Source organism: Limisphaerales bacterium (genome assembly GCA_014382585.1).
In the GTDB taxonomy this organism is placed as follows: Bacteria; Verrucomicrobiota; Verrucomicrobiia; order Limisphaerales; family UBA1100; genus JACNJL01.
On record JACNJL010000049.1, the window covers coordinates 1 to 20,748 of the forward strand.

Consider the following 20,748-nt stretch of genomic DNA (forward strand, 5'->3'; position numbering starts at 1 on the left):
CGGCGGTGTTGAATGAGGGAAGGCGTTTGCTCCAGCCATTGGCAATCGTGTCGCGCCCGCCCACGGTGTACAGAAAATATTCGCCAAGGGCTTCTTTGGCGACGCCACCGTTGCGTTCATTTTCGTTGCGGTCGCGGTTTTTTTCGGTGCGGCTGAATAGCTCCTTATAGGCATAGTGATCTTTCGCGGCATCGCGTTTGGGTTGGTTAGCGCCGCCTTGTTGGGCGAGATTGATGATGCTCTCGACAAGTCGAATGACGCCGACGACCAATCGGATTTGTGCTTTCGGATAATCTTCGCCGGAGTTGTTGGTGACGCGGACGTTGCCGGCGAAGGTCATTTGGTTTTCGTTGGCGTTGGCTTCGCAAACGTAATCGGCGCTCCACGTGATGCCGCTGGTGAAGTAACGAATCTCCACTTCCACTTCGCCGGCGACTTCGCTGCGGATGTTCCACTCGAGCGTATTCGTGACCCGCGGAGGAAATCGCACGTCGAGGATGTCAATTTGATCGGCCTTTTGCAGCGGACGAAACTCGACGCTCGTGGGATCAATCAACGTGCCGGCCCAGGAAAACTCCAGCCGGTTGGCGCCTTTCTTGAAGGTGAGCATGCGTGTTTCTTTAACCAGCGTGAGGTCGGCGCTGTTGTAAATAGTCAGCTGCACCGAGTCCCGGCCCGGAAGGCTGGTGACGTTGATGCGGGCGGAAGCCCACGTGGCGGTCATCAATCCCACATAAAGCAAACTACGCATGCCGTGTTGGACGGGGTTTTGTGCCACTTTACTTCACTTGTTGAATTTGGACGCCCCGGTTGCTGCCGCGGCGGAAGGTGTCGTAGCCTTGCCAGTTTCCGCGCTGGATGATGCCGTTTTGGTTTTGCAGATTTTGCTGGTAGTTGAGGCCCTTTGTTTTGGTGGCGGGTTTGGGCCGGGGTTGGCCGCCGGTGGCCCGTGCGTTGCCGAGAGGTTTTTTGCCGCGATAAAAAGCGTAGCGATTTTGGTCGTCGCGGGCGATGACGGTGGCAGTACCGTTGAGGCCATCGCCGACGAAGATGCCGCGCAGATCGGTTTCGCCATCCTTGAAGATGCTGTCGCTGCTGCCAATGGCTTTGACGTGCACACCGGCAACGTATTTTTTGGCAACCATATCGCGGACGTTGGCGCGAATGCGACCACTGACGACATCCTCCTGCACTTCGACTTTCAGTGGCGTGACGAGCACGAGCGCGCTGGTGAAGAGATCGTCACCGCGACAAATAACCAAATACGCGCCGTCTTTTTTTACGGCGAGTTTGGCGGCCTTTTCTTTGTCGATGTAATCCTTGCCGTCGCCGAGAATCACGGTGGTTTCGAGCAGCGGCGCGATGCCGGCGAGGCTTACCTGGGTGATTTTGGAGAGATTCTTTTCGCGCAAATAAAGTTTCATCAAATCCACGCGGTACACCTGCAAATAGGCTTCCTTGATGTTGCGATATTTTAGCGTGAGTTCGACCGGCTTGCCGGGGCGGAAGATGTTGACCTCTTCGAGCTGAATGCGTTTTTCTTCGAAATAATCGATGGCCTGTTTGGCGTCGGGATACTGCGCCTTCACCTTGGCGTACCACTCGATCGCCTTGGCGGCGTCGCCTTCGGCGTGGTGGATTTGGCCAATAATATATTCTGCAAAACTCTTGTCCTTGCTTTTGCCGATGGCCACAGGCTCGGCGGCTTTGAGGGCATTGGCGTGGTTGTGTTTCCAAAAATGACCGAGCGCGATCATATATTGATAGCCGCTGGAGAATTCGCTCTCGGGGAAACGCTCGGTGAATTGCCCGCAGGTTTTGATGACGAGATCGTATTGCTTCAAATCCAGTAACGCGTTGGCCATTGAAAATGCGGCGTCATCGGCCAATGGGTTTTCCGGATGCAACGTCATAAAACTCTGCAACAACCGAATCGTCTCGCGCAGCATCGCGATGCGTTCGGGCTTGCGCTCAGCTTGGCGCACCGGTTTGCCGCCGCGCATAATGGCGACGTTGCGTTCCTGCGCGGCGAGCTGATGCGCGGTGGGCGCTTTGAGATAGAGCGCTTGGCTGATGGAAAAAAACATGCTTCCGGCCTCGGCGGTATCCGGGTATTCGCGCCAGAGATCTTCCTGATAATCGATGGAGCCGAGAAACTGCCCTTCATCCTCGAGCACGGCGCTGACGTTGACGTCATTGATGAAGCTCGCATTGATGGTGGCGCGGAAGACGAGATACGCGCGCTCGAATTCGCCCAAGTCGCGATAGGCGCGGCCGACGATCAGGATTTTATCAAACGGAATTTCCAGTGACGGATACCGCTCGCGCAGCACCTCGAAGACTTCGATCACTTGCGCGGCGTCGTAGCGGTCTTTGCTCGTGTAAATCCACAGCAACATCCGGCACACATTCTGTTCGGAGTAGCCGCGGTTTTTCTTTCGCAATGCGGCGAGATGATTCAATGCCTCGGCGTAGTTGCCATCCGCGAAATTCAAACTGCCGAGCTTGAGGTGCTCCGCGTCGTTGAGCGTGTACACATCGTCGGAAGCTTCACCCGGCGCGAGCACCGTGAGCGTGGCCGCGCTGCCGATGCGCATCCGGCTGGTGTTCACCGCATCGCGAATCACCGTGGGCAAGGCGCGATATTCGCCGCTCGCGTAGCCGATGAGTTGATAACTAAAATCATTCGCCGTGTGGCCGGTTGGGAAATACATTGTGATTTTGTTCCCATCAATTTCATGGTGCTTATGACTGCCGCTTATTGAACCGTCCACAAGCATCATCCCGGCCGGCAGATATTCTTCCACCACTTTGTAGCCGCGAAAATCGCGTGAGGATGAGTAGTGCGTGAGATCCACATTCACGCGCACGCGCTGGCCGATTTCGATGTGCTTCACCTGCGTGCTGCTGTTTACGCCGATGGATTTGCCGCGATACTCCAGCGGCATATGATAAAACCGACGCGAGCCGACAGCCGGATACGTCCACGATTTGGGGTCCACCAGATTTTTGGAAAAGCCGCGCAGCGAAACTGCGTAGGCAAATTCGCCGCGGCCGTTCAGGCGGAAGTCCACCGAATTTTCGCCATCGGCCAATAGTTCCGTGGGCACCGCAAGCGAGATGCTTTGGCTGTTACCCTTTACTTTGAGCGTTTCAAATTTTTTGCCGTTCACCAAAATTGTCAGCTCATAATCGTCCTCGGCGAATTTCCCTTTTGCGTAAAATTCAGCCAACGCGGCCACCGCAGTGCCGCGCGCTTTGGCGGCGGCAAAGCCGTATGCGCCCCGACGATTGAGCAGATAATCGATGAGCCCCTGAATTTCATTGGCCGCCGGACGCGCCCGCATAAATGCCAGCGCGGCGAGCGCGGTGGTTTCGGTTTCCTCGCTGGTCCACGTGTTGTTGCGTACGCCGATGCAGTTGAGCAGCGTTTTGTTACCGACCTTGGTTGACGCCAGTTTTTGGGCCAACACATCGAGCAATTCACCGGCAAATTCTTTGCGATCCAAATTCACAAACGCCAGCGCCGTGTACGCCAGTGCGGGGGCGCTCAGCGTATTCCGCTCGCGGTGAAGCCGATTGGCGTGCGCGAATTCCGCCGCTTTGTTGACCGATAACGCGTGGAGCAAAACCGCCTTCGCATCGTTATCGCGCGCGCCGAGTCGCGTGAATTGCGTGCGCAAAAAATTCTGTGCCTTGTTGATGGTATCCGCATGCACGGGAATGCCTGCATTACGTGCGGCGCACAGGGCCCAGAAGGAAGTGGCCGTGACGCCCCAGTGCGAGCCGGCACCGCGCGCGCGCCACACCCAGCCACCGTCGCGTTCTTGGCTCACCACCAGTGAACCGGTCAACGTGCGGATGCGATTGCCCAGTCGGTTCAACTCTGTGGGACTGGCCTTGGCTTTGCGCGCAAATTCCAGCGCGCTCACCGCGGCTAACAAATCGCTGCCTGTAAACCCGCCAATGCGCTGCGGTTCGGTGATCCAATAACGCCGATTGCCGCCGCCCTTGGCCCACGGCGTAATGGCGTTGCCGAGCGCCATATCGATCACCGATTGTTTCATACTCGGTCCCACCGTGATGGTCATCCACTGTGAACCATCGCGGCGGTTGGCCGGCAGTGCTACCTTTGCCGTGGCATCGCCCTTGGCAACGCCGCCCTGTTGCGCGGTAAACTCTAGCCCCCACGGGCGCACGGGATACGTGCGTGCCAATGTGTCCGCGTGGTCTTCGCCGCCGGTGGCGGTGAGTTCCAATCGCACTGTGGCGCTCATTGGAATTTTGATGGCTTCGAGTAGGACTTCCGCACCGTTTTGTTTGGTGACCTTCACCGCGGCCTCGCGCGTGGCCAGCACTTGGTCAAACTTTTCGCCACCCAACAACCGCAGCGTGAGCGTCACGTCGCCTTCGTAGTCGGTGAGATTATGCACGCGCCCGAGCACGCGCAGCGAGTCACCCTCCTGCAACCGTGCGGGCGCTTTGAGGCTCACGAAAAAATCCTGCCGCGTCACCACATTGGCCGTGGCTTGACCGACAAGTGTTTGCACCGTGACCCCGCGCGCGGTGAGCCGCCAATCGCTGGCGCTGCTTGGCAGCGTGAATTTCACGGTGGCATGGCCTTTGGCATCCGTCACCACCGCCGGCAGCCAATGCCCCGCACCGGCCATCTCGCGTCGGATGACGGGATCTACTGCCTCGCCGCCCCCATCGCCATCCCCATTTAAATCTCCCAAACGGCCGGCAAAAAAAATGTTGTTTTTTATGCCGTCCGAATTGAATGAGAGACTGTGCCGCCCCGCGGCAACAGCATTGGGAAATGGAAAGAAGCCGGAAGGATTGTTCCCTTTTTCGCCGCCCTTACCGGCCATCCCGCCTAGACCATTTCCAAATCCGCCGCTTGCGAAGCCGCCTGCGACGGGGGTGGGCATAGACGCCGGTCCGGAAGATAATTTATTGCCTCCGGTTATTGGCATTGTCGGCTGGGGCCTCTGTTGGCCTTCCTGTGCTTTTTTTAATGACTCGCCCATTTCGTTGCTGAGCTGCGGGCGACCGAGGGCCAGTTGTTGTTCCTGCAGTCGCTTGGTGGCGATGGTGAGTTGTCTGCGCTCTTTGTCTTTGCGCTCGAGGCGTGCGGCTTCGTCGAGGAGTTCCTTGAGCACTTTGCGGGTGATGGCAGTGTACTTAAAGCCGTTGGAGCTGTGGATGTGAAAATCCGATTTGCGTGTGGCATCTTTTTGGAAAAAATCGCGGATGGCCGGCGTGCCGTCGCCGTAGAGCGCGTAGAGCGCCTCATCCACCAACGCAAGGCTCAGCTCGCCTACGACGGGTTTGCCGAGTTGATCGGTGACCGTAATTACCACCTCGGCTTCGGCGGCGGGATCGTAGGTTTTTTGTTTGGGTTTCACCGTCACATTGAGTTGGCGTTCCACGCGGAAGCCGCGCTGGGCCACGCGCAGTTTGCGGTCGTCCATGGCGGTGACGCACGCGGTGAAGTTCGGGAAGTGCACGTGATCCACATCGAGATCGAGATTGTTGAAGCCTTTTTTCAACGCCACCACGCGATGTTCAATAATGGAATCGCCTTCAAAGGTAAGCAGCGCCAGGCTGCCCTCGAGGCGCGAGTGCAGCCGCAGCTTGGCGGCGGCGCCGACTTGCAGCGTGTCGGTATCGGCAAAGAAGCGCAGCTTGGTGGCGTCTTCCTCATCGGAAATGCGCACGATGCCTTCAGCGGTGACGGTCTGTTCAAAGCGATCCTCGCCCGCCACGCGGAGTACATAGGAGCCGCCTTTCTTGAGCGTGAGCCGCACGGTGCCTTTGCCGGTCTTGGGATCCGTGGTGATGTTGTATTCCTCGATAGTGGTTTCTTCTACGCGTTGTACGATGGCCGGTCGGCTGGGCAGCGCGTTGAGGATGGGATTGGGCTTGGCAAGTTGGCGTTGCAACACGAGCAGCGTGAGTTCTTTGCCGACCGGTTTGCCGTCGGGCGTTTTGGTGGTGACGCTGACATCGAAAGGCTCGCCCGCGAGCATCAGCGGTTGGCTCGGTGCGACGGTGGCGGTAAAGCCTTCGCGTGCCAAAAAAGCGTTGTGGACGGACTGCACATTTTCGCCATCGATGGAAACGGTGAAGCGCAGCGTCGTGCCGGCTTGGCCGCCGGAGGTGTCGTACTTCACTTTGAGTTCGCCGGTGGCATCGGTCTTGGCGATGAGATGCCGACCATCGGGGAGGTAGTAGCTGATGGTTTTGTCCGCTACGGGTTGGCCCCAATAATATTCGGCTTTGATGGTGAGTTCCACGGTTTCGCCCCGGAAATAAACGGAGCGATCGGTCTCGAGTTTGAGGCGGATTTTTTCCAGTTGAAATTTCTGCACGACAAAGGTGCTGGAATAGGCGATGGCCGGATCTGCTTTTTCGCGTGCGGTGAGGGTGTAGTTGCCAAGCGCGGCGCGGTCATCGAGTCGCAGTTGCGAGTGGAACGTGCCGAACTTGCCGAGCTTCTGTTCCGTTTCCCAAATCAAACGGCCCGCCGCATCCTTGACGGATACAAGATAGACTTTGCCCTCGGGCGCGGTGTACGCGCCGTCCTTCACATCGCGAATGATGCCGCGCAGTTTGATGGCCTCGCCGGGCTGATACGCCGGGCGATCGGTATACAGATACCCCTTCGCCGCGAGGCTGGTGCCAAACTGCAGCCCCGTGAGGCCGACGAGATTCGCCGCCACGTGGCCGTCGGCAATCGCAAACGCGCGCAGGTTGCCGTCGGTTTTGAGCTCTTTGTATTTGCCGCGAAACACACCGTCCTTTTCGGTGGTGCCGGTGGCGAACACTTTTTTGCCGTCGCTGAACAGCACTTTCACATCAGCGGCCGGCTTGCCAGTGCGGCGGTTTTCCACAAACACCAACGCCTCGCTGCGGGAGCTTTTGAGAATGAGGTCGAGGTCGCTGCGGATGACCAGCGTGGTGGCTTCAAAATCATGGTTGCTGACATTAATCAAACACACTCCCGCCTTGCCTTTTTCATTCGCGAAGGGCACGTCAATCGTCTGCTGACTTGGCCGGTAATCGGCGTAGTCGTCGATCTCCACTTCCCACGTTTTATCCGGCTCGATGAGCGCGATGTCGAGGTGATCGATATTGCCGATGGCGTGCGTCTTGCGGAAGTACGCTTCGAGGTCGAGGAAGTATTGCTTCACCGTCACCTTTTTGATATTGCGCGAACTGAGCTTCACCGTTGCCGCTTCGCTCGTGCGAAACTTGCTCTCAGTTTGCAACACCAACGAAGGCTTGGTCATCATCGCTACGCGCGCGCGCGCTGCCGGCTTTGCTGCCCCAGGTGAGCTTGCGGTAGGCCTCCAGCGCGGCGGTGAGGTCGCCCTGTTTTTCCTCGTAAATCAACCCGATGCGATAGAGCGCTACTGAGCTTTCTTCCGTGCCCGGATATTTGCTCACCAGCCGCTGCCACTCAGCGATCGCTTTGCCGTAGGCCTCCGCCACGGCCTTGTCCGCGCCGTCGGCTTCTTCCAAATCCACGGCAGTTTGAAACGTGATTTGGCCAAACAGAAACAGAATCCGCGCCGCGCGACTGTCCAACGGATTAGCCGTCAAAAACGCCTCAAACAATTTACGCGCCTTCGCATATTCCTTTGCCTCCACCGCATCCATCGCCACCTGATATTGGCCGTTGATAATGCCGCGCTGGCAGTTGGCCCACTGCGGGCCGTCCGGATATTTGTTGATATAACTTTGGAACGTCGCCGAGGCTTCAGTGTATTTCTTTTGGCCAAACCGAATTTGCGCCACCTGATGCAGCGCTTCTTTTTCCCACGTATCCTGTAGCTTGGCCGGCGTGCCGCCATTGACGGGGATCGTCGCCGTCAACGCATCGCCCGCGGGGAGCTTGTGATTTTTCTTGGCGATAAAATCATTGTACGCCGCGATCGCATCATCCGAACGCCCCACGCGATGGTAAGCCTGCGCGATCCACCACGCAGCGTACACCGCGCGCGGGTCGTCCGTGTGCTGTTTAAGGAAATTGCGCGCCGCCTTGATGCCTGGCTCCAGTTCGTGCGCGGTTGCGTTCGGCATTCGATATGTGTTGATGATCGACCACCGCGAATCGGCCACCAACTTTGCCTGCGCGTCGTCGGCCTTTTGTGCGGTGATGAGCTTCAGTAAATCCTCCAGATTCACGCGGCCCTGCGGCAATTGATTCGCCTTCAACTGCGCCTCGGCCAAATGATACCGCGCCGCCAGCGGATGTTTTCCGGCCGCGGCGGGATTTTCTTTTTTCATTCCACTCGCCCGCGCTGCGCTGCCCACCGGCCCCATCCAGTCCGGATCGAACTCCACAAGGTATGCGCGGAAATCTGTGATCGCCTGCGTTGGATTATTTGCCTGTTGAATCGCCCGCGCTTTTTTGAACATCACTGCATCACGCAGGTCGCGTCCGATCTCCATCGCCAGCGCTTTGTTGTATAAATTGTACGCCTTGGCAAAATTCGGCGGCGGCGCTTTCAAGTCATCCTTCGCCGGTTTCTTCGCCAGCGCGTCGGCAAAGTGAATGATCACCCCCGCGACATCCTGCTTACGCGCCGCCGAAAGCAGCCGCGTGGCCTCCGCGTTGTACACCGCCTCGGCGCTCTTGTAATCGCGCTTCTGCACAAACGCGTTGGCCTTGAGGAACCGCCCCTTGTGGAGCCACACTGATTTTGGATGATGCGCCGCCAACCGCCCCAACGTGCCAATGCAATCGTCGTAAAGTTTCCCGTGATACTGCGCCAACGCCTTCAAATAAACCGCCTCATCCGCGCGCTTGCCCTTCGCGGCCACGGCCTTATCCAGCGCCGCCACCGCCGCCGGATAATCCTTCGCCCGCAACGCCGCTTGGCCTGCTTGCAGATTGGGATCCACCTTGGGTGCTTTGGCCGCTTTCGGAGCCGCCCCCGCAGACGCAAACCACGCGGAACAAATGAGAGAGAGGGAAACTAGATGCAATGTTTTCATAAATTGAATGTGTCTGTGATGGCGTTGATCGGGAACGTCCGTCCACACTCCGCCCGAAACCCGCCCGTGGCAATCATTTGATATCAACGGGCCCAATGGAAAACCCGTACAAATTGGACGGAATCAAGCCACCAATGCCCCCGAGGGTTTCGGAGAAACCGCCCTACCCACCGCGGTGAATCCATTTCCAATCCTCAGGCTGATCACACAGTTTTTTCCGAACCGGATTCATCAAAATGTATGTCGCCTTTGTTTCCAATTCATCGGTATTGCGAAGCCGGTGATCAAAGAAATCCCGTTGCCATTTTAGGCCGACCTGTTGAGCAAGGTATCGTTTCCAATTGCCGATGATCTGCTTTATCCCCGTTTCACGCGAAAAAGAAAAAATGCCGTGCAAATGATCGGGCATCAGCAACAAAAGATGGCAAATCCATTGATGGGATTGCTGATAATGATCGGCCGAGGAGAAAATGATTTTTCCAATCTCGTCGTGGCATAATTGATTCGTGCCCCGTTGCTGGCAGCAGATGGTGATGAAATACTTTTCGCCATCCGGAACCCACCCGGGAACTTGATGGGGAAGTTGTTTGCGAGCAGTAAACGACATTGGCAATTCCCATTCCCGCAAGGCGCCTAAGGTAGGGCGTGCTCTCCGAGCGCGCCGTGGCGGTTTCGGAGAAACCGCCCTACCATCATTTCAGTAGTCGCGGATTCTTTTCAATCATCTCCTTGACCATGGCTTCGGCTTTGGCGAGTTGTTCGGGGGTTAAGCGCTTCATGAGGAATTCTTTGCCCTGCTTGGATTTCTTATCTCCGTTGGTTGCGGCAATGACATTCCACGCATAGGATTTCAAGAAATCTTTCTCAATACCAAATTGGCCCGAATAATAAATATTCGCAAGAAGTCCCTGTGCGTCGGGGTTTCCATTTTCCGCTGCTTGTTGCAGCAATTTAAATCCTTTGCCTACGTCCTTGCCTATTCCAAAAAGCCCAGCCAGATATGATTGCGCAAGCATAAATTGAGCAATGGGGTCCCTTTGCACGGCTGCGGTGCGAATCAGGCTAATTCCGCTTTCAATGTCTTTCTCTACACCCTCTTGACCTGTCAACAATACTACACCAAGCATGGATCGCGCCATCGCAGGTCCTTGTTTTGCTGAGGCGCGCATCAGTGCAAGGCCCTTATCTATGTCCTTTTCCACACCAGAAGCTAATGACAATTCCTCGAATAAATAAGCAGTTCCAAGAACAAACATTCCGAGGGGGCTTCCTTGTATAACGGATTCCTTTAAATGCTGCATCCCTTTTGCCACGTTTTTCTCCAAGCCCAGCTCGCCCTCTTTCTGCAACGCTCCAATTACCGCCTTGGCATTTGGCAAGTTTTGGTTCGCGGCTTTGCGAAGCCACTTCAGCGCCTCCTTTTCATCTTTCTTCACTCCCCTTCCACTATGGTACATGTCGCCAATCGCACTCTGTGCTTCAGGCAAATCCTGCTTTGCTGCTTTCAGCTTCCATTGAAATGCCTCACTGTAGTTTCTGTTAACGCCTCTTCCGTATCCATACATTTGGCCTAAACAGTATTGGGCATAGGCATTTCCCTGTTTGGCCAAGGCGCGCAATCCGGGCGCGGCTTCCTTGTACAGCACTTCAGCTTTTTCCGTGTCTTGCGGGATGCCCACTCCGGCGAAGTGGGCAGAAGCAACGTGATATTTAGCGATGAGGTTGCCTTGTTTGGCTGAACGGGATGCCCACTTATAGGATTCGATTCTGTCCACCTTCACCCCTTTTCCCCAGTAGTAGAAATTGGCCAGTCGAGCCTGAGCCTCGGCATCGCCCTTTTCCGCCAAGGCCAAGAGTGATTTGAAATCCTTTGGCAAGGGGGTGGCCTTGTCCGCGCCAAGTGCGGGCATGACCAGAATGAGGCTTAGTAGATAAAGGGAGAATTGCTTCATGCCCAAATTAAAGCGCACCCATTGCAGGGTGTAAATTATTTTCCTAATTGAATACCGCTGTTGAGGTAGGGCGGTTTCTCCGAAACCGCCTTGGCGCGCTCGGAGAGCACGCCCTACCTTGGGCCCGGCGTGTTCGGGAACCAATTATGTTATGGTGGGTTTGTTTACCGCAAAAACGCCTCGTGCAATCCGCCGTCGACGCTGATGACTTGGCCGCAGGTTTTGTTGAGGCGTTTTGTTAGTAGAAGATAAAACGCTTCGGCCTGGTCTTCGGGGGTGATCGGGTCGTTGGTCAAGGTGCGGCTGGCATAGAATTTGGCCAGCTTGCGGCGCAGGGAATCGTCGCTTTCTTTTTCGGTGTACTTGATTCCGTATTTGGCGAGGGAGCCAATGACGCGGTCGCGCGGGAACATGCTGCTGCCCTGCACCACGGTGGCCGGAGCCACGGCGTTGACGCGCACGGTGGGGGCCAGTTCGATGGCCAGTTCACGGACGAGATGGTTCGCGGCGGCCTTGGAGGTGTCGTAGGCGACGCTTCCTTTCTTGGCGACGACGGCGTTGGCGCTGGTGGTGAGGATAAGATTGCCGTTGAGGCCCTGCTCGCGCCAGGTGTTGGCGGCTTCGTCGCCGACGATGTAGCTGCCTTTGACGTTGACGCCGAAGGTGAAGTCCCATTTGTCATCCGGAATGTGGCCGGTGGTGTCGCTGGGCCAGAAAACGCCGGCGGTGACACAGATGCTGTCGAACCCGCCGTAGGCGAGGGCGACGTCATCGAGCATGGCGCGCACGCTGGCGCGGTCGGTGATGTTGCAGGCGAGGCCGATGGCGGGTCCGCAGTTGCTAATGCCGCTGCCGGCGATGCCGATGCCCACGCCGTATTGGTCGGTGATTTCCTTGGCGGTGGCTTGGGCGGCGGCGAGGTTCATGTCCACGCACACAACATGCGCGCCATCGCGCACTACGCGATGGGCCACCTCGCGGCCGATGCCGCTGCCGGCGCCGATGACCACGATGACCTGACGAGCGAGTTCCTTCTCGGCGGGCATGCGCTGCAGCTTGGCTTCTTCGAGCGCCCAGTATTCGATGTCGAAGGCTTCCTGTTGTGGGAGGGCGATGTATTTGTCAATCGCCTCGGCGCCGCGCATGACTTCCACGGCACAGTTGTAAAACTCCGCGGTCACGCGGCTTTCGCTTTTGTTTTTGCCCCACGCAATCATCCCGCAACCGGGGATGAGCATCACCGTGGGGTTCGCATCGCGCATCGCGGGCGAGCCGGGGCGCTTGCAGTTTTTGTAGTAGGTCGCGTAATCCTTGCGGTACTGCTTGAGGCCGGCAGTCAGCTCGGCTTTCAAAGTCTCGACGTATTGATCCACAAAGGCGTCGTCGAGCTTCTTGTTTTTCACAGCCTTGAGCGGCACGTAGAGCGGCTTGATTTTGGTGCGCAGGAAATGGTCCGGGCAGCTGGTGCCCAGTTCGGCCAGTCGTCCGGCGTCTTTGCTGTTCACAAAACGCAGAATGGTGTCGTCGTCCTGGATGGTGCCGATGAAGCGCTTCTGTTGGCTCACTTGGCCGCGCAGCCACGGGAGCAGCTTGGCGAACACTTTGCGGCGGACCTTCTCGGGCAGCGTGGCGTGTTTCTGGCCGCCGAAGGCTTTCTTGTCGCCGCCCTTTTTCTTGTAGGCCTTTTCGATGTAGGCGGAGGCTTTCTCGATGAGATCGAGCGAGAGATAGTAGCAATCCTTCTCGTCATCGGCCCAGTTAATCAGGCCGTGCTGGCCAAGCATCACACCCTTGGCCTTCGGATTCTTGGCGGAGACCTCCTGCAAGGCGAGGCCCAGCTCGAAGCCCGGGCGAAGCCATGGTGTCCAGACAATGTCGTTGCCGTACACTTCCTTGGTGATCTTCTTGGAATTCTTGGACGCACAAATCGCGATGGGCGCGTTCGGGTGCGTGTGGTCCACGTGTGTGCCGGGCACAAACGAGTGCAGCGGCGTGTCGATGGACGATGCGCGCGGGTTGAGGTTAAACGTGCAGTGTGGATACATCCCCACCATTTCGTCCTCGGCCGGCGTCTTAGGGCCGCGCTTTTTCTTGTTCGCGTAGACATTTTGCAGCGCGATCAGTTTCTCCTGATAGAGCGAGGCGAAATTCTCTTTCTTGGACGTGCGCAAATCGCCGCCCGACCCCTTCACCCAAAGCACTTCGACCGACTCGCCCGTCAGCGGATCAGTCTCCATGAGCTTGCTGGAGGTATTGCCGCCGCCGGTGTTGGTGATGCGCTGATCGCTGCCCAGCTTGTTGGAGCGATAGATGAGCCGATTGGCCGGATCCAGTTTCTTGACCTCGCTATCCTTCCAGAGGTCGTTCACGTATTTATATTGCTTCTTCGCCATAAAAATTTACCTTCACAAAAATTCGGGGCGCCCTTTCTCGGCCAAAACCGCCGTCAATTCAAGATTATTGCTGGGGGCTGGGCAACTGCAACCAACGTCACAACCCGGCTCCCGCACTGATGGGAATCGTATTCACGCTGGCCGGCGACAGTCCGGCCGAACGACTTCCGCCTGCGTTTTTCTCTCGGTACGGTTGGTAGTGCCGTTGCGGCGAAGAGGAAACATCGACACGAAATAACCCGCTCCCTCCGCCTCTTCTCCCTGAACAACATTTACACCGGTGCCGCTGAAGCGTACGGTAGCAGGCATGTTTAATAGCATGACAATCATCCTGGTTGGAGTTTTACTGGTGCTGGTCATTGCGGCCTTCATTTTTTTAAAAATCCAGGGCAAAGAGGAACCGGCGCAGGGGGCATATGTGTCCAGAGGCGCTTTGATGACTCCGGCCGAACAGGAGTTTTTTCGTGTCTTGAGGAGTTCGCTCCCCATTGAACATTACCAGATATTCTCAAAGGTACGGATGGCGGATATTGTGGACGTCAAAAAAGGCATGGAAAAAAAGTCTCGAACCCGTGCGCTCAACAGAATTATTTCAAAGCATGTAGACTTTCTGCTGTGCAATCCGATCGACTCCTCAATCTATGCGGTGGTGGAACTCGATGACTCTTCTCACAACAGGCAATCACAGAAGCGCAATGATGCATTCAAAAATGAGACGTTTGCCGCATGCGCTATCCCGTTGGTGCGGTTTCCTGTAAAGGCTTCGTACAGCCCAGAAGAAATTGCCGCGCAAATAAACTCGGCCTTTGGCAGGTGATGGAATGATTTCCATTCCCGATTCCAATGCAGATCTCTCAAAGCAATGCGAGGTCCAGACCTATCGCGCATCGGCAAAAGGCGGCCAGCACGTCAATAAAACCGAGAGCGCGGTGCGGATCACCCACCGGGAAACGAAAATCGTTGTGATCTGTCAGGACGAGCGCAGTCAGTATCGCAATAAGCAAATTGCATTTTCCCGGTTACGGAAAAAGCTGGAAGCATTAAACAACAAACGAAAAAAGCGAATCCCCACCCGGGCCACCAAAGGTTCCAAAGAAAGACGGCTTAAGGCCAAAAAGAATCAATCCACAAAAAAGGACTTTCGCAAAAGGCCCCTTGGGGAGGAATAAACCAATTGGCAGGCAGCAAAGAAGGGGGCTTATGAAGGGACGAATTTTGTATGCCCCTTGATGATGCCTTTCATTGGCTCGGAGTCAGGATTTTTTGGGAAAATCAGTTGTTCCCCATGAAACGGCCGATTACAATTTTTCGCATGAGAATTTACTTCTGCGTCCTGCTACTTGGCCTGAATTCAATAACAGCCACCTCGGCTGAGAAATGGAAACTAGTGTGGTCCGATGAATTCAATGGCAAGCAACTCGATTACTCGAAATGGGGCGTGGAAGAAAATGCATTCGGAGGCGGCAATCAAGAATTGCAAATTTACACCGACCGCAAAAAAAATATTCGCGTGGAAAACGGGCGGCTGATCATTGAGGCACACAAAGACAACGCGCAGATTGCCGGGACCCAACGGCAGTTTTCTTCGGGGCGCATTCGCACCAAGCACCGCGGCGATTGGTGCTATGGCAAATTCGAAATCCGCGCCAAGCTGCCCGCCGGCCAAGGCCTTTGGCCCGCGATTTGGATGCTGCCCACCAACGACAAATTTGGTTCTTGGGCGGCCAGTGGCGAGATTGATATTATGGAATTTCGTGGCCACGAACCCAATACCTATCACGGCACACTTCATTTCGGTGGCTTGTGGCCGAATAACCGGCAATCCACCGGCAAGCTTAAGTTGGCGGAAGGAAACTTCACAGATGTCTTTCGCACCTTCGGTATCGAGTGGGAAGCCGGAGAAATTCGCTGGTATCTGGACGGCAAGCTCTGGCAAACAAAAAAGAAGTGGGACACCGTGGGCGGTAAGTTTCCCGCGCCCTTTACTGAGCCATTTCACCTCGTGTTGAATCTTGCAGTAGGGGGGGGATTCCCAGGGAATCCAAATGCTCAGACGTCATTTCCATCTAAAATGGAAGTGGATTGGGTACGCGTGTATCAGCGGAAATAGTTTAATATTCCCGATGGATCGAAGCTGGGAACTTCAACCTCACCGATGCTCGTACGGGGCTGATTGGGTAGGCGATTCAAAATAAAACTTATCTTGATGGCGGTGGGTTTGGCTGGGAGGCTCTCCCGCGTGAAACGGATTATTTGTATACTTGTTTTGGCCGGGTTGACTCTGGAAAGCGCCGCGCAGATTCGGCGGCCGAATATTGTGTTTGTGCTGGCGGATGATCTCGGTTGGGCGGAGCTGGGGTGTTACGGGAATGGGTTTAACGAGACGCCGAATCTGGATCGGTTGGCGAAGGAGGGGATGCGGTTTACGCAGGCGTATGCGGCGGCACCGGTGTGTTCGCCGTATCGGGCGGCGCTGCTTACGGGGCAACATCCGGCGCGCGTGGGCATCACGGATTATCTGCGTCCGAATTCCTCCAATGGTCTGCCGGTGAGTCAGGTGGCGTTGCCGGAAATTTTGGCGAAGCACGAGTACACGACGGGCATGGTGGGTAAGTGGCATCTGACGGGCTACAAACATCACGAGGCGGAGTTTGAACTGCGGCCGACGGACCATGGGTTTGGCTGGAACACGGGCAGCGAGGTGAAGGGCGTGGGCAACGGAGCGAATTTTTTCCCGTACGTGTTTCGCACGCAGCCGATCTCGTGGATTGATCTGCCGAAGAGCAAGCTGGGCAAGGGCGAGTATTTGACCGACCGACTGAACCACGAGGCGGTGGAGTTTATTGAGCGGAACAAGGACCAGTCGTTTTTTCTCTACCTCAGCCATTACGCGCCGCACACGATCCTGAACGGCCGGCCGGATCTCGTGGAAAAATACCGCCGCAAACACAAGCCGGGGGCGAGCACGCGCGCCCGCGAACGGTGCTATCTTTGTCAGGATTCCGGTCTCAAGGGGGATGCCTGTCATCACTGGGCCGGTTCGCATAATCCGCATTTGGCGGCGATGCTGGAGAGCATTGATGACGGGATTGGAATGATCGATCGCAAGCTGCGCGAGCTGGGGATTGATCGGGATACGATTTTTATTTTTAGCAGCGACAATGGCGGCGAGACCAACGTGACCTCGAACGCGCCGTTGCGCGGCGGCAAAAGCCAGCTCTATGAGGGCGGCATTCGTGTGCCGTTGATCGTGCGCTGGCCGAATGGCAAGGTGCCAGCGGGGAGCACAACATCGCGGCCGGTGGTGAATCATGATTTTTACCCGACCTTTATGGAGGCGGCGGACATCGATCCTGATCCGGGCCAAAAGCTGGATGGCGTGTCGATGCTACCCACACTGCGTTACCCGAATCGGGCGTCCAAGCGTGAGGCGTTGCATTGGCATTATCCGTTGGATAAACCGCATTTCCTCGGCGGCGTTTCTGGCGGCGCGATTCGCGTGGGCGACTGGAAGTTGATCGAGTTTTTTGATCCGGCAACCAAAGAAAAGCACGCGCTCTTTAATCTCGCGAAAGATCCCTCGGAGAAAACCAACCTCGCGGCGGCGGAGCCCCAGCGCGTGGCGGAGCTGCAGGGCCGGTTGGTCAAGTGGCGGACACAGGTGGGCGCGCGCATTCCCTCGCGACCGTTGCTGACTTCCCCTCGCGATTTGAAATTCGGCGATCATTTTTCCGAAGGGCAGGTAAGTGGCGGCTGGTTCTTCCAGAAGGAATGGCAGGTGGAACAGGGCGTGCTGCGGCGCAATGAAATCGCCGGCGAGAATAAGCGGATCTTTTACAAGAATCCGAATTTCAAGGACGCGATGGTGCGGTTTGATTTTCAGTTTGATGGGGCGACTGATCTCCGGCTCGTGACCGGAGCCTCGGGTAACTACAACACGGTGATCCACATTCGGCGCGATCATTTTTATCTGCAAACGGCGATGGACGATCGCGGCCCGTGGTTCTCCATGCGGCACGGCGAATGCGCGTATGACTTTGTGCCGGGCCAATGGTACACGATGACCGTGGAGTTTCTCGGCGATGAAGCAGTGGCGCATCTCGATGCCGAACATCTCGTGTACGCCAAGCATCCGATCATTGACCAGGAGCGCACCTACTTCGCGCTGCAGGTCGATCGCGCCGGGGCGGCGTTTGATAATCTGCAGGTGTTCACCGCCGGCCGGCATCGCGATCACGAGATCAATCGCGCGCGGATTGCGAAATTGTCCGGGAAATTTCCGGTGAAGCAATCGCCGCAAGACGCCTACGAGATTCGAAAACGCAACACGCACGCGCAACTGCATCTCCACGATGCCAAATACCGCAAGCTGATGACGGCGGTGGATACGTTGGACGCGGAAAAGAAAAAGCGTTTCCCGGCTGTATTCAGCACGAACAAAACCTTCCGGAAAAAGATCGCGGAGCAACGCAAGAAACTGCACGCGGAAGATCCCGTTTATAAGGAGACCCTCTTCGCGACCCACCGCGCCAACCGCGCGATGGAGGCGTATCTCAAGGAACAGAATCCGGCGATCGAGTCGGGCCCGGAGGCCAGCCGCAAGGCGGTGTTGGAACGGACGCGCCTGAAACACCGGAACGATCCGGCTTATCAGAAGCTCGCCGCGGCCGCCGCCGCCGCGCAACGCAAGCTGGAGGCGGGTTACCCACAGTTGTTTGTGTCCGACGACGCGATCAAAGCCAAACGCGACGCCGCGCGGGAGGCAATCAAGGCCCTGCCGGATTACAAGGAGCTGACGGCGAAACGCGCCGCGGCTTATCGTGAGCAGCAGGATTATTTGCACGGGAGCGATTCGCAACTTGCGGCGCTGCAGCAGCAGGTACAGAAACTAAACGATCAGGAGAAAAAATAATTTACCCATCATGAGAGCGATCACTTGGACTTGTTTATTGGCTTCAACCCTCGTGGCGACCGCGGCGGATTATCCGCTCAAGCCGGTGCCGTTTCACGAGGTGGACATGACCAGCGCCTTCTGGCGGCCGCGCTTGGAGACCCAGCGCACGGTGCTGGTGCCGTTTGCCTTTGGCAAAACCGAGCCCGGCGTGGCGCACTTGCAGGCGGCGGCGGATGCCTTGACGGGCAAAAAGACCGACGACCATCGACCGCATCGGTTCATTGATTCGGATCTCTACAAGGTGATGGAAGGCGCGGCGTATCTGGTGAAACTGCGCGATGATCCCAAGCTCGAGGCAAAGTTTGACGCGATTGTGGACGTCATCGCCGGGGCACAGGAACCCAACGGGTATTTGTATCCCTCGCACACCACCGGCGTGGGCGCGAAGAAACACATGATGGGCGACAAACCGTACGAGTTCGTGGTGCACAGTCATGAGCTGTACAACATGGGCCACATGTATGAGGCGGCGATCGCGTATTATCAGGCGACCGGCAAGGACAAGCTGCTGAAGGTGGCGGAGAAAAACGCGCAGCACGTCAACAAGGTCTTCTTCGAGGGCGATCCGAAATACAACGGAGGCAAACCCATCCGGCAGGCACCGGGGCATCAGGAGATGGAGCTGGCGTTGGTGAAACTGTACCGGGTGACGGGCAAGCAACTGTACCTCGACATGGCGCGGAAGTTTCTGGAAATCCGCGGCATCACCTACGTGCCCGATGGCGAAGGCGTGATGTCGCCGACTTACGCCCAGCAACATCGGCCGGTGGCCAAGCAGACCAAAGCGGTCGGCCACGCCGTGCGCGCCACGTACCTGTATTCCGGCATGGCGGATGTGGGCGTGCTCGCCGGCAAGACTGCGTACGCCAAAGCACTCGATCAAATATGGGCGAACATCACCGACACACGCATGCACATCACCGGCGGTCTGGGCGCCGTGCACGGCATCGAGGGGTTTGGCCCGGAATACGAGCTGCCCAATGCTGATGCCTTCAACGAAACCTGTGCGGCGGTGGGCAATGTGCTGTTCAACTACCGCATGTTTCTGCTGCATAAAGACGCGAAGTATCTCGATGTGGCCGAGGTGGCGCTGCTCAACAACGTGCTTGCCGCGGTGAACCTCGCCGGCAACCGCTTCTTTTACGTCAACCCGCTGGCGGCCGATGGTAAGTATCCCTTCAATCACGGCACCGCCGGACGCGCGCCGTGGTTTGGTACGGCCTGTTGCCCGAGCAACATGGCGCGCCTGCTGCCGCAGGTGCAGGGCATGACCTACGCGCATGACGGCGAAAATTTGTACGTCACCTTTTTCGCGGAATCCGCCACCACGGTGAAGATCGGCAACGCGGAAGTGGCGATCCGGCAGGCGACGGCTTATCCGAATGACGGCAAGATCCGCATTAATCTCGATCCCACAAAACCGGTCGACTTCGCCCTGCGCTTGCGCATCCCCACATGGACAGGCAAGCAGTTTGTGCCCGGCAAACTGTACCAATACGCGAACGCCGAGCCGGCCGCCTGGACGCTCAAAGTGAACGGCAAGCCGGTGGAAGCGAAGGTGGAGAAAGGGTTCGCGGTGATCGACCGCACGTGGAAGCGCGGCGATCGCGTGGAGCTAAACCTGCCCATGCCCGTCCGTCTCAACACCTGTCACCCGAACGTGGAGGCCAATCACGACCGCGTCGCTCTGACGCGCGGGCCGTTTGTGTTATGCGCTGAGGGCGTGGATAACGGTGGGGTGACCGAACGCTATTTCTTCGAAAAATTGCCGAAGCTCGCGGGTGCCCCGGTGAAGACCCGGTCCATTGAATCGGGCAGCTTCATCCAAACCACCGTGCCGGCCAGCGCGCTTACGGCCACGGGTGGTACGAAGTCGCAGCCGCTGGTGCTAACGCCGTATTACGCTTGGAACAATCGTGGCCCCAGCTCAATGACCGTTTGGTTCCCGCGCAACAAGGCGATGGCCGTGTATGATCCGTTGGCCCTGCCCAAGGAGAGCGTGTTCAAGGCCATCACCGCCACGCATACCTCGCCGCTCGACACCGTGAACGCCATCGGCGACGGCCTCGAGCCGCGCTGGTCCAGCGGCAATAAGGTCCCACGTTGGACCAGTCGCGGGCAGGAAGGCAAACCGCAGACAGTGACCGCCTCCTTCCACGGCCCAAAAAAGATCCGCAGCATTGGCGTCTATTGGATGGATCACTATCAGCATCCGGTGAAGTTCCCGAAAGAATGGAAGATCGAGACCTTGCACGGCGGCCAATGGAAGCCCTTCGAGCTTTATACTACCGACCGCTACGACACGCGTGCCAACCAATTCAACGTCGTCCACCCCGCCGCGCCGCTCACCTGCGACGCCATCCGTATCCACATGACCCCCCGCGACCAAACCGCGATGGGAATTCTGGAAATGAAAGTGGTGTTTGAGAAATAGCCGGTGCGC

Annotated in this window: 11 protein-coding genes; 5 read left to right on the plus strand and 6 right to left on the minus strand. The window is 57.0% G+C overall.

What is annotated here, in order from left to right; genetic code table 11:
* The 6 genes from H8E27_11230 to H8E27_11255 all read right to left on the minus strand — a co-directional run.
* The coding region (locus H8E27_11230) for a hypothetical protein (protein ID MBC8326183.1) at positions 1-751 on the minus strand (751 nt) is incomplete at its 3' end.
* A 28-nt stretch (positions 752-779) separates the two neighbouring features.
* Positions 780-7,298, minus strand: a complete 6,519-nt coding sequence (locus H8E27_11235; protein ID MBC8326184.1) for a hypothetical protein — start codon at positions 7,296-7,298, stop codon at positions 780-782.
* Positions 7,264-9,006 carry a tetratricopeptide repeat protein gene (locus H8E27_11240; GenBank protein MBC8326185.1) on the minus strand — a complete coding sequence of 581 codons (1,743 nt, stop codon included), beginning with the start codon at positions 9,004-9,006 and terminating at the stop codon, positions 7,264-7,266. Before H8E27_11240 ends, H8E27_11235 begins: the two co-directional genes overlap by 35 nt.
* Before the next feature lie 163 nt (positions 9,007-9,169).
* The gene (locus tag H8E27_11245; GenBank protein MBC8326186.1) at positions 9,170-9,613 is read right to left on the minus strand and encodes a transposase; all 444 of its coding nucleotides are present in this window, start codon (positions 9,611-9,613) and stop codon (positions 9,170-9,172) included.
* A gap of 85 nt (positions 9,614-9,698) precedes the next feature.
* Complete coding sequence (locus H8E27_11250) at positions 9,699-10,958, minus strand: sel1 repeat family protein (protein ID MBC8326187.1); 1,260 nt, start codon at positions 10,956-10,958, stop codon at positions 9,699-9,701.
* A gap of 164 nt (positions 10,959-11,122) precedes the next feature.
* Positions 11,123-13,351 (minus strand): bifunctional rhamnulose-1-phosphate aldolase/short-chain dehydrogenase, encoded by a 2,229-nt coding sequence (locus H8E27_11255; GenBank protein ID MBC8326188.1) that lies wholly within the window; start codon positions 13,349-13,351, stop codon positions 11,123-11,125.
* Positions 13,352-13,670: 319 nt separating this feature from the next.
* On the opposite strand from H8E27_11255, the gene H8E27_11260 reads away from it, so the two are divergent.
* The 5 genes from H8E27_11260 to H8E27_11280 all read left to right on the plus strand — a co-directional run bounded on the left by H8E27_11260 (position 13,671) and on the right by H8E27_11280 (position 20,739).
* On the plus strand, positions 13,671-14,168 hold the full coding sequence (locus H8E27_11260; GenBank protein MBC8326189.1) for a DUF2726 domain-containing protein: 498 nt from the start codon (positions 13,671-13,673) through the stop codon (positions 14,166-14,168).
* Positions 14,158-14,520, plus strand: coding sequence for a peptide chain release factor-like protein (locus tag H8E27_11265; GenBank protein ID MBC8326190.1), 363 nt, complete (start codon positions 14,158-14,160; stop codon positions 14,518-14,520). Before H8E27_11260 ends, H8E27_11265 begins: the two co-directional genes overlap by 11 nt.
* Positions 14,521-14,663: 143 nt before the next feature.
* Positions 14,664-15,461, plus strand: a complete 798-nt coding sequence (locus tag H8E27_11270) for a glycoside hydrolase family 16 protein (protein ID MBC8326191.1) — start codon at positions 14,664-14,666, stop codon at positions 15,459-15,461.
* A 96-nt stretch (positions 15,462-15,557) separates the two neighbouring features.
* A complete protein-coding gene (locus H8E27_11275) occupies positions 15,558-18,263 on the plus strand; it encodes a sulfatase (GenBank protein ID MBC8326192.1) in 2,706 nt (901 codons plus the stop codon).
* A 10-nt stretch (positions 18,264-18,273) separates the two neighbouring features.
* Positions 18,274-20,739: a glycoside hydrolase family 127 protein gene (locus H8E27_11280; GenBank protein ID MBC8326193.1), complete on the plus strand. Its 2,466-nt coding sequence runs from the start codon at positions 18,274-18,276 to the stop codon at positions 20,737-20,739.
* Positions 20,740-20,748 lie beyond the last annotated feature (9 nt).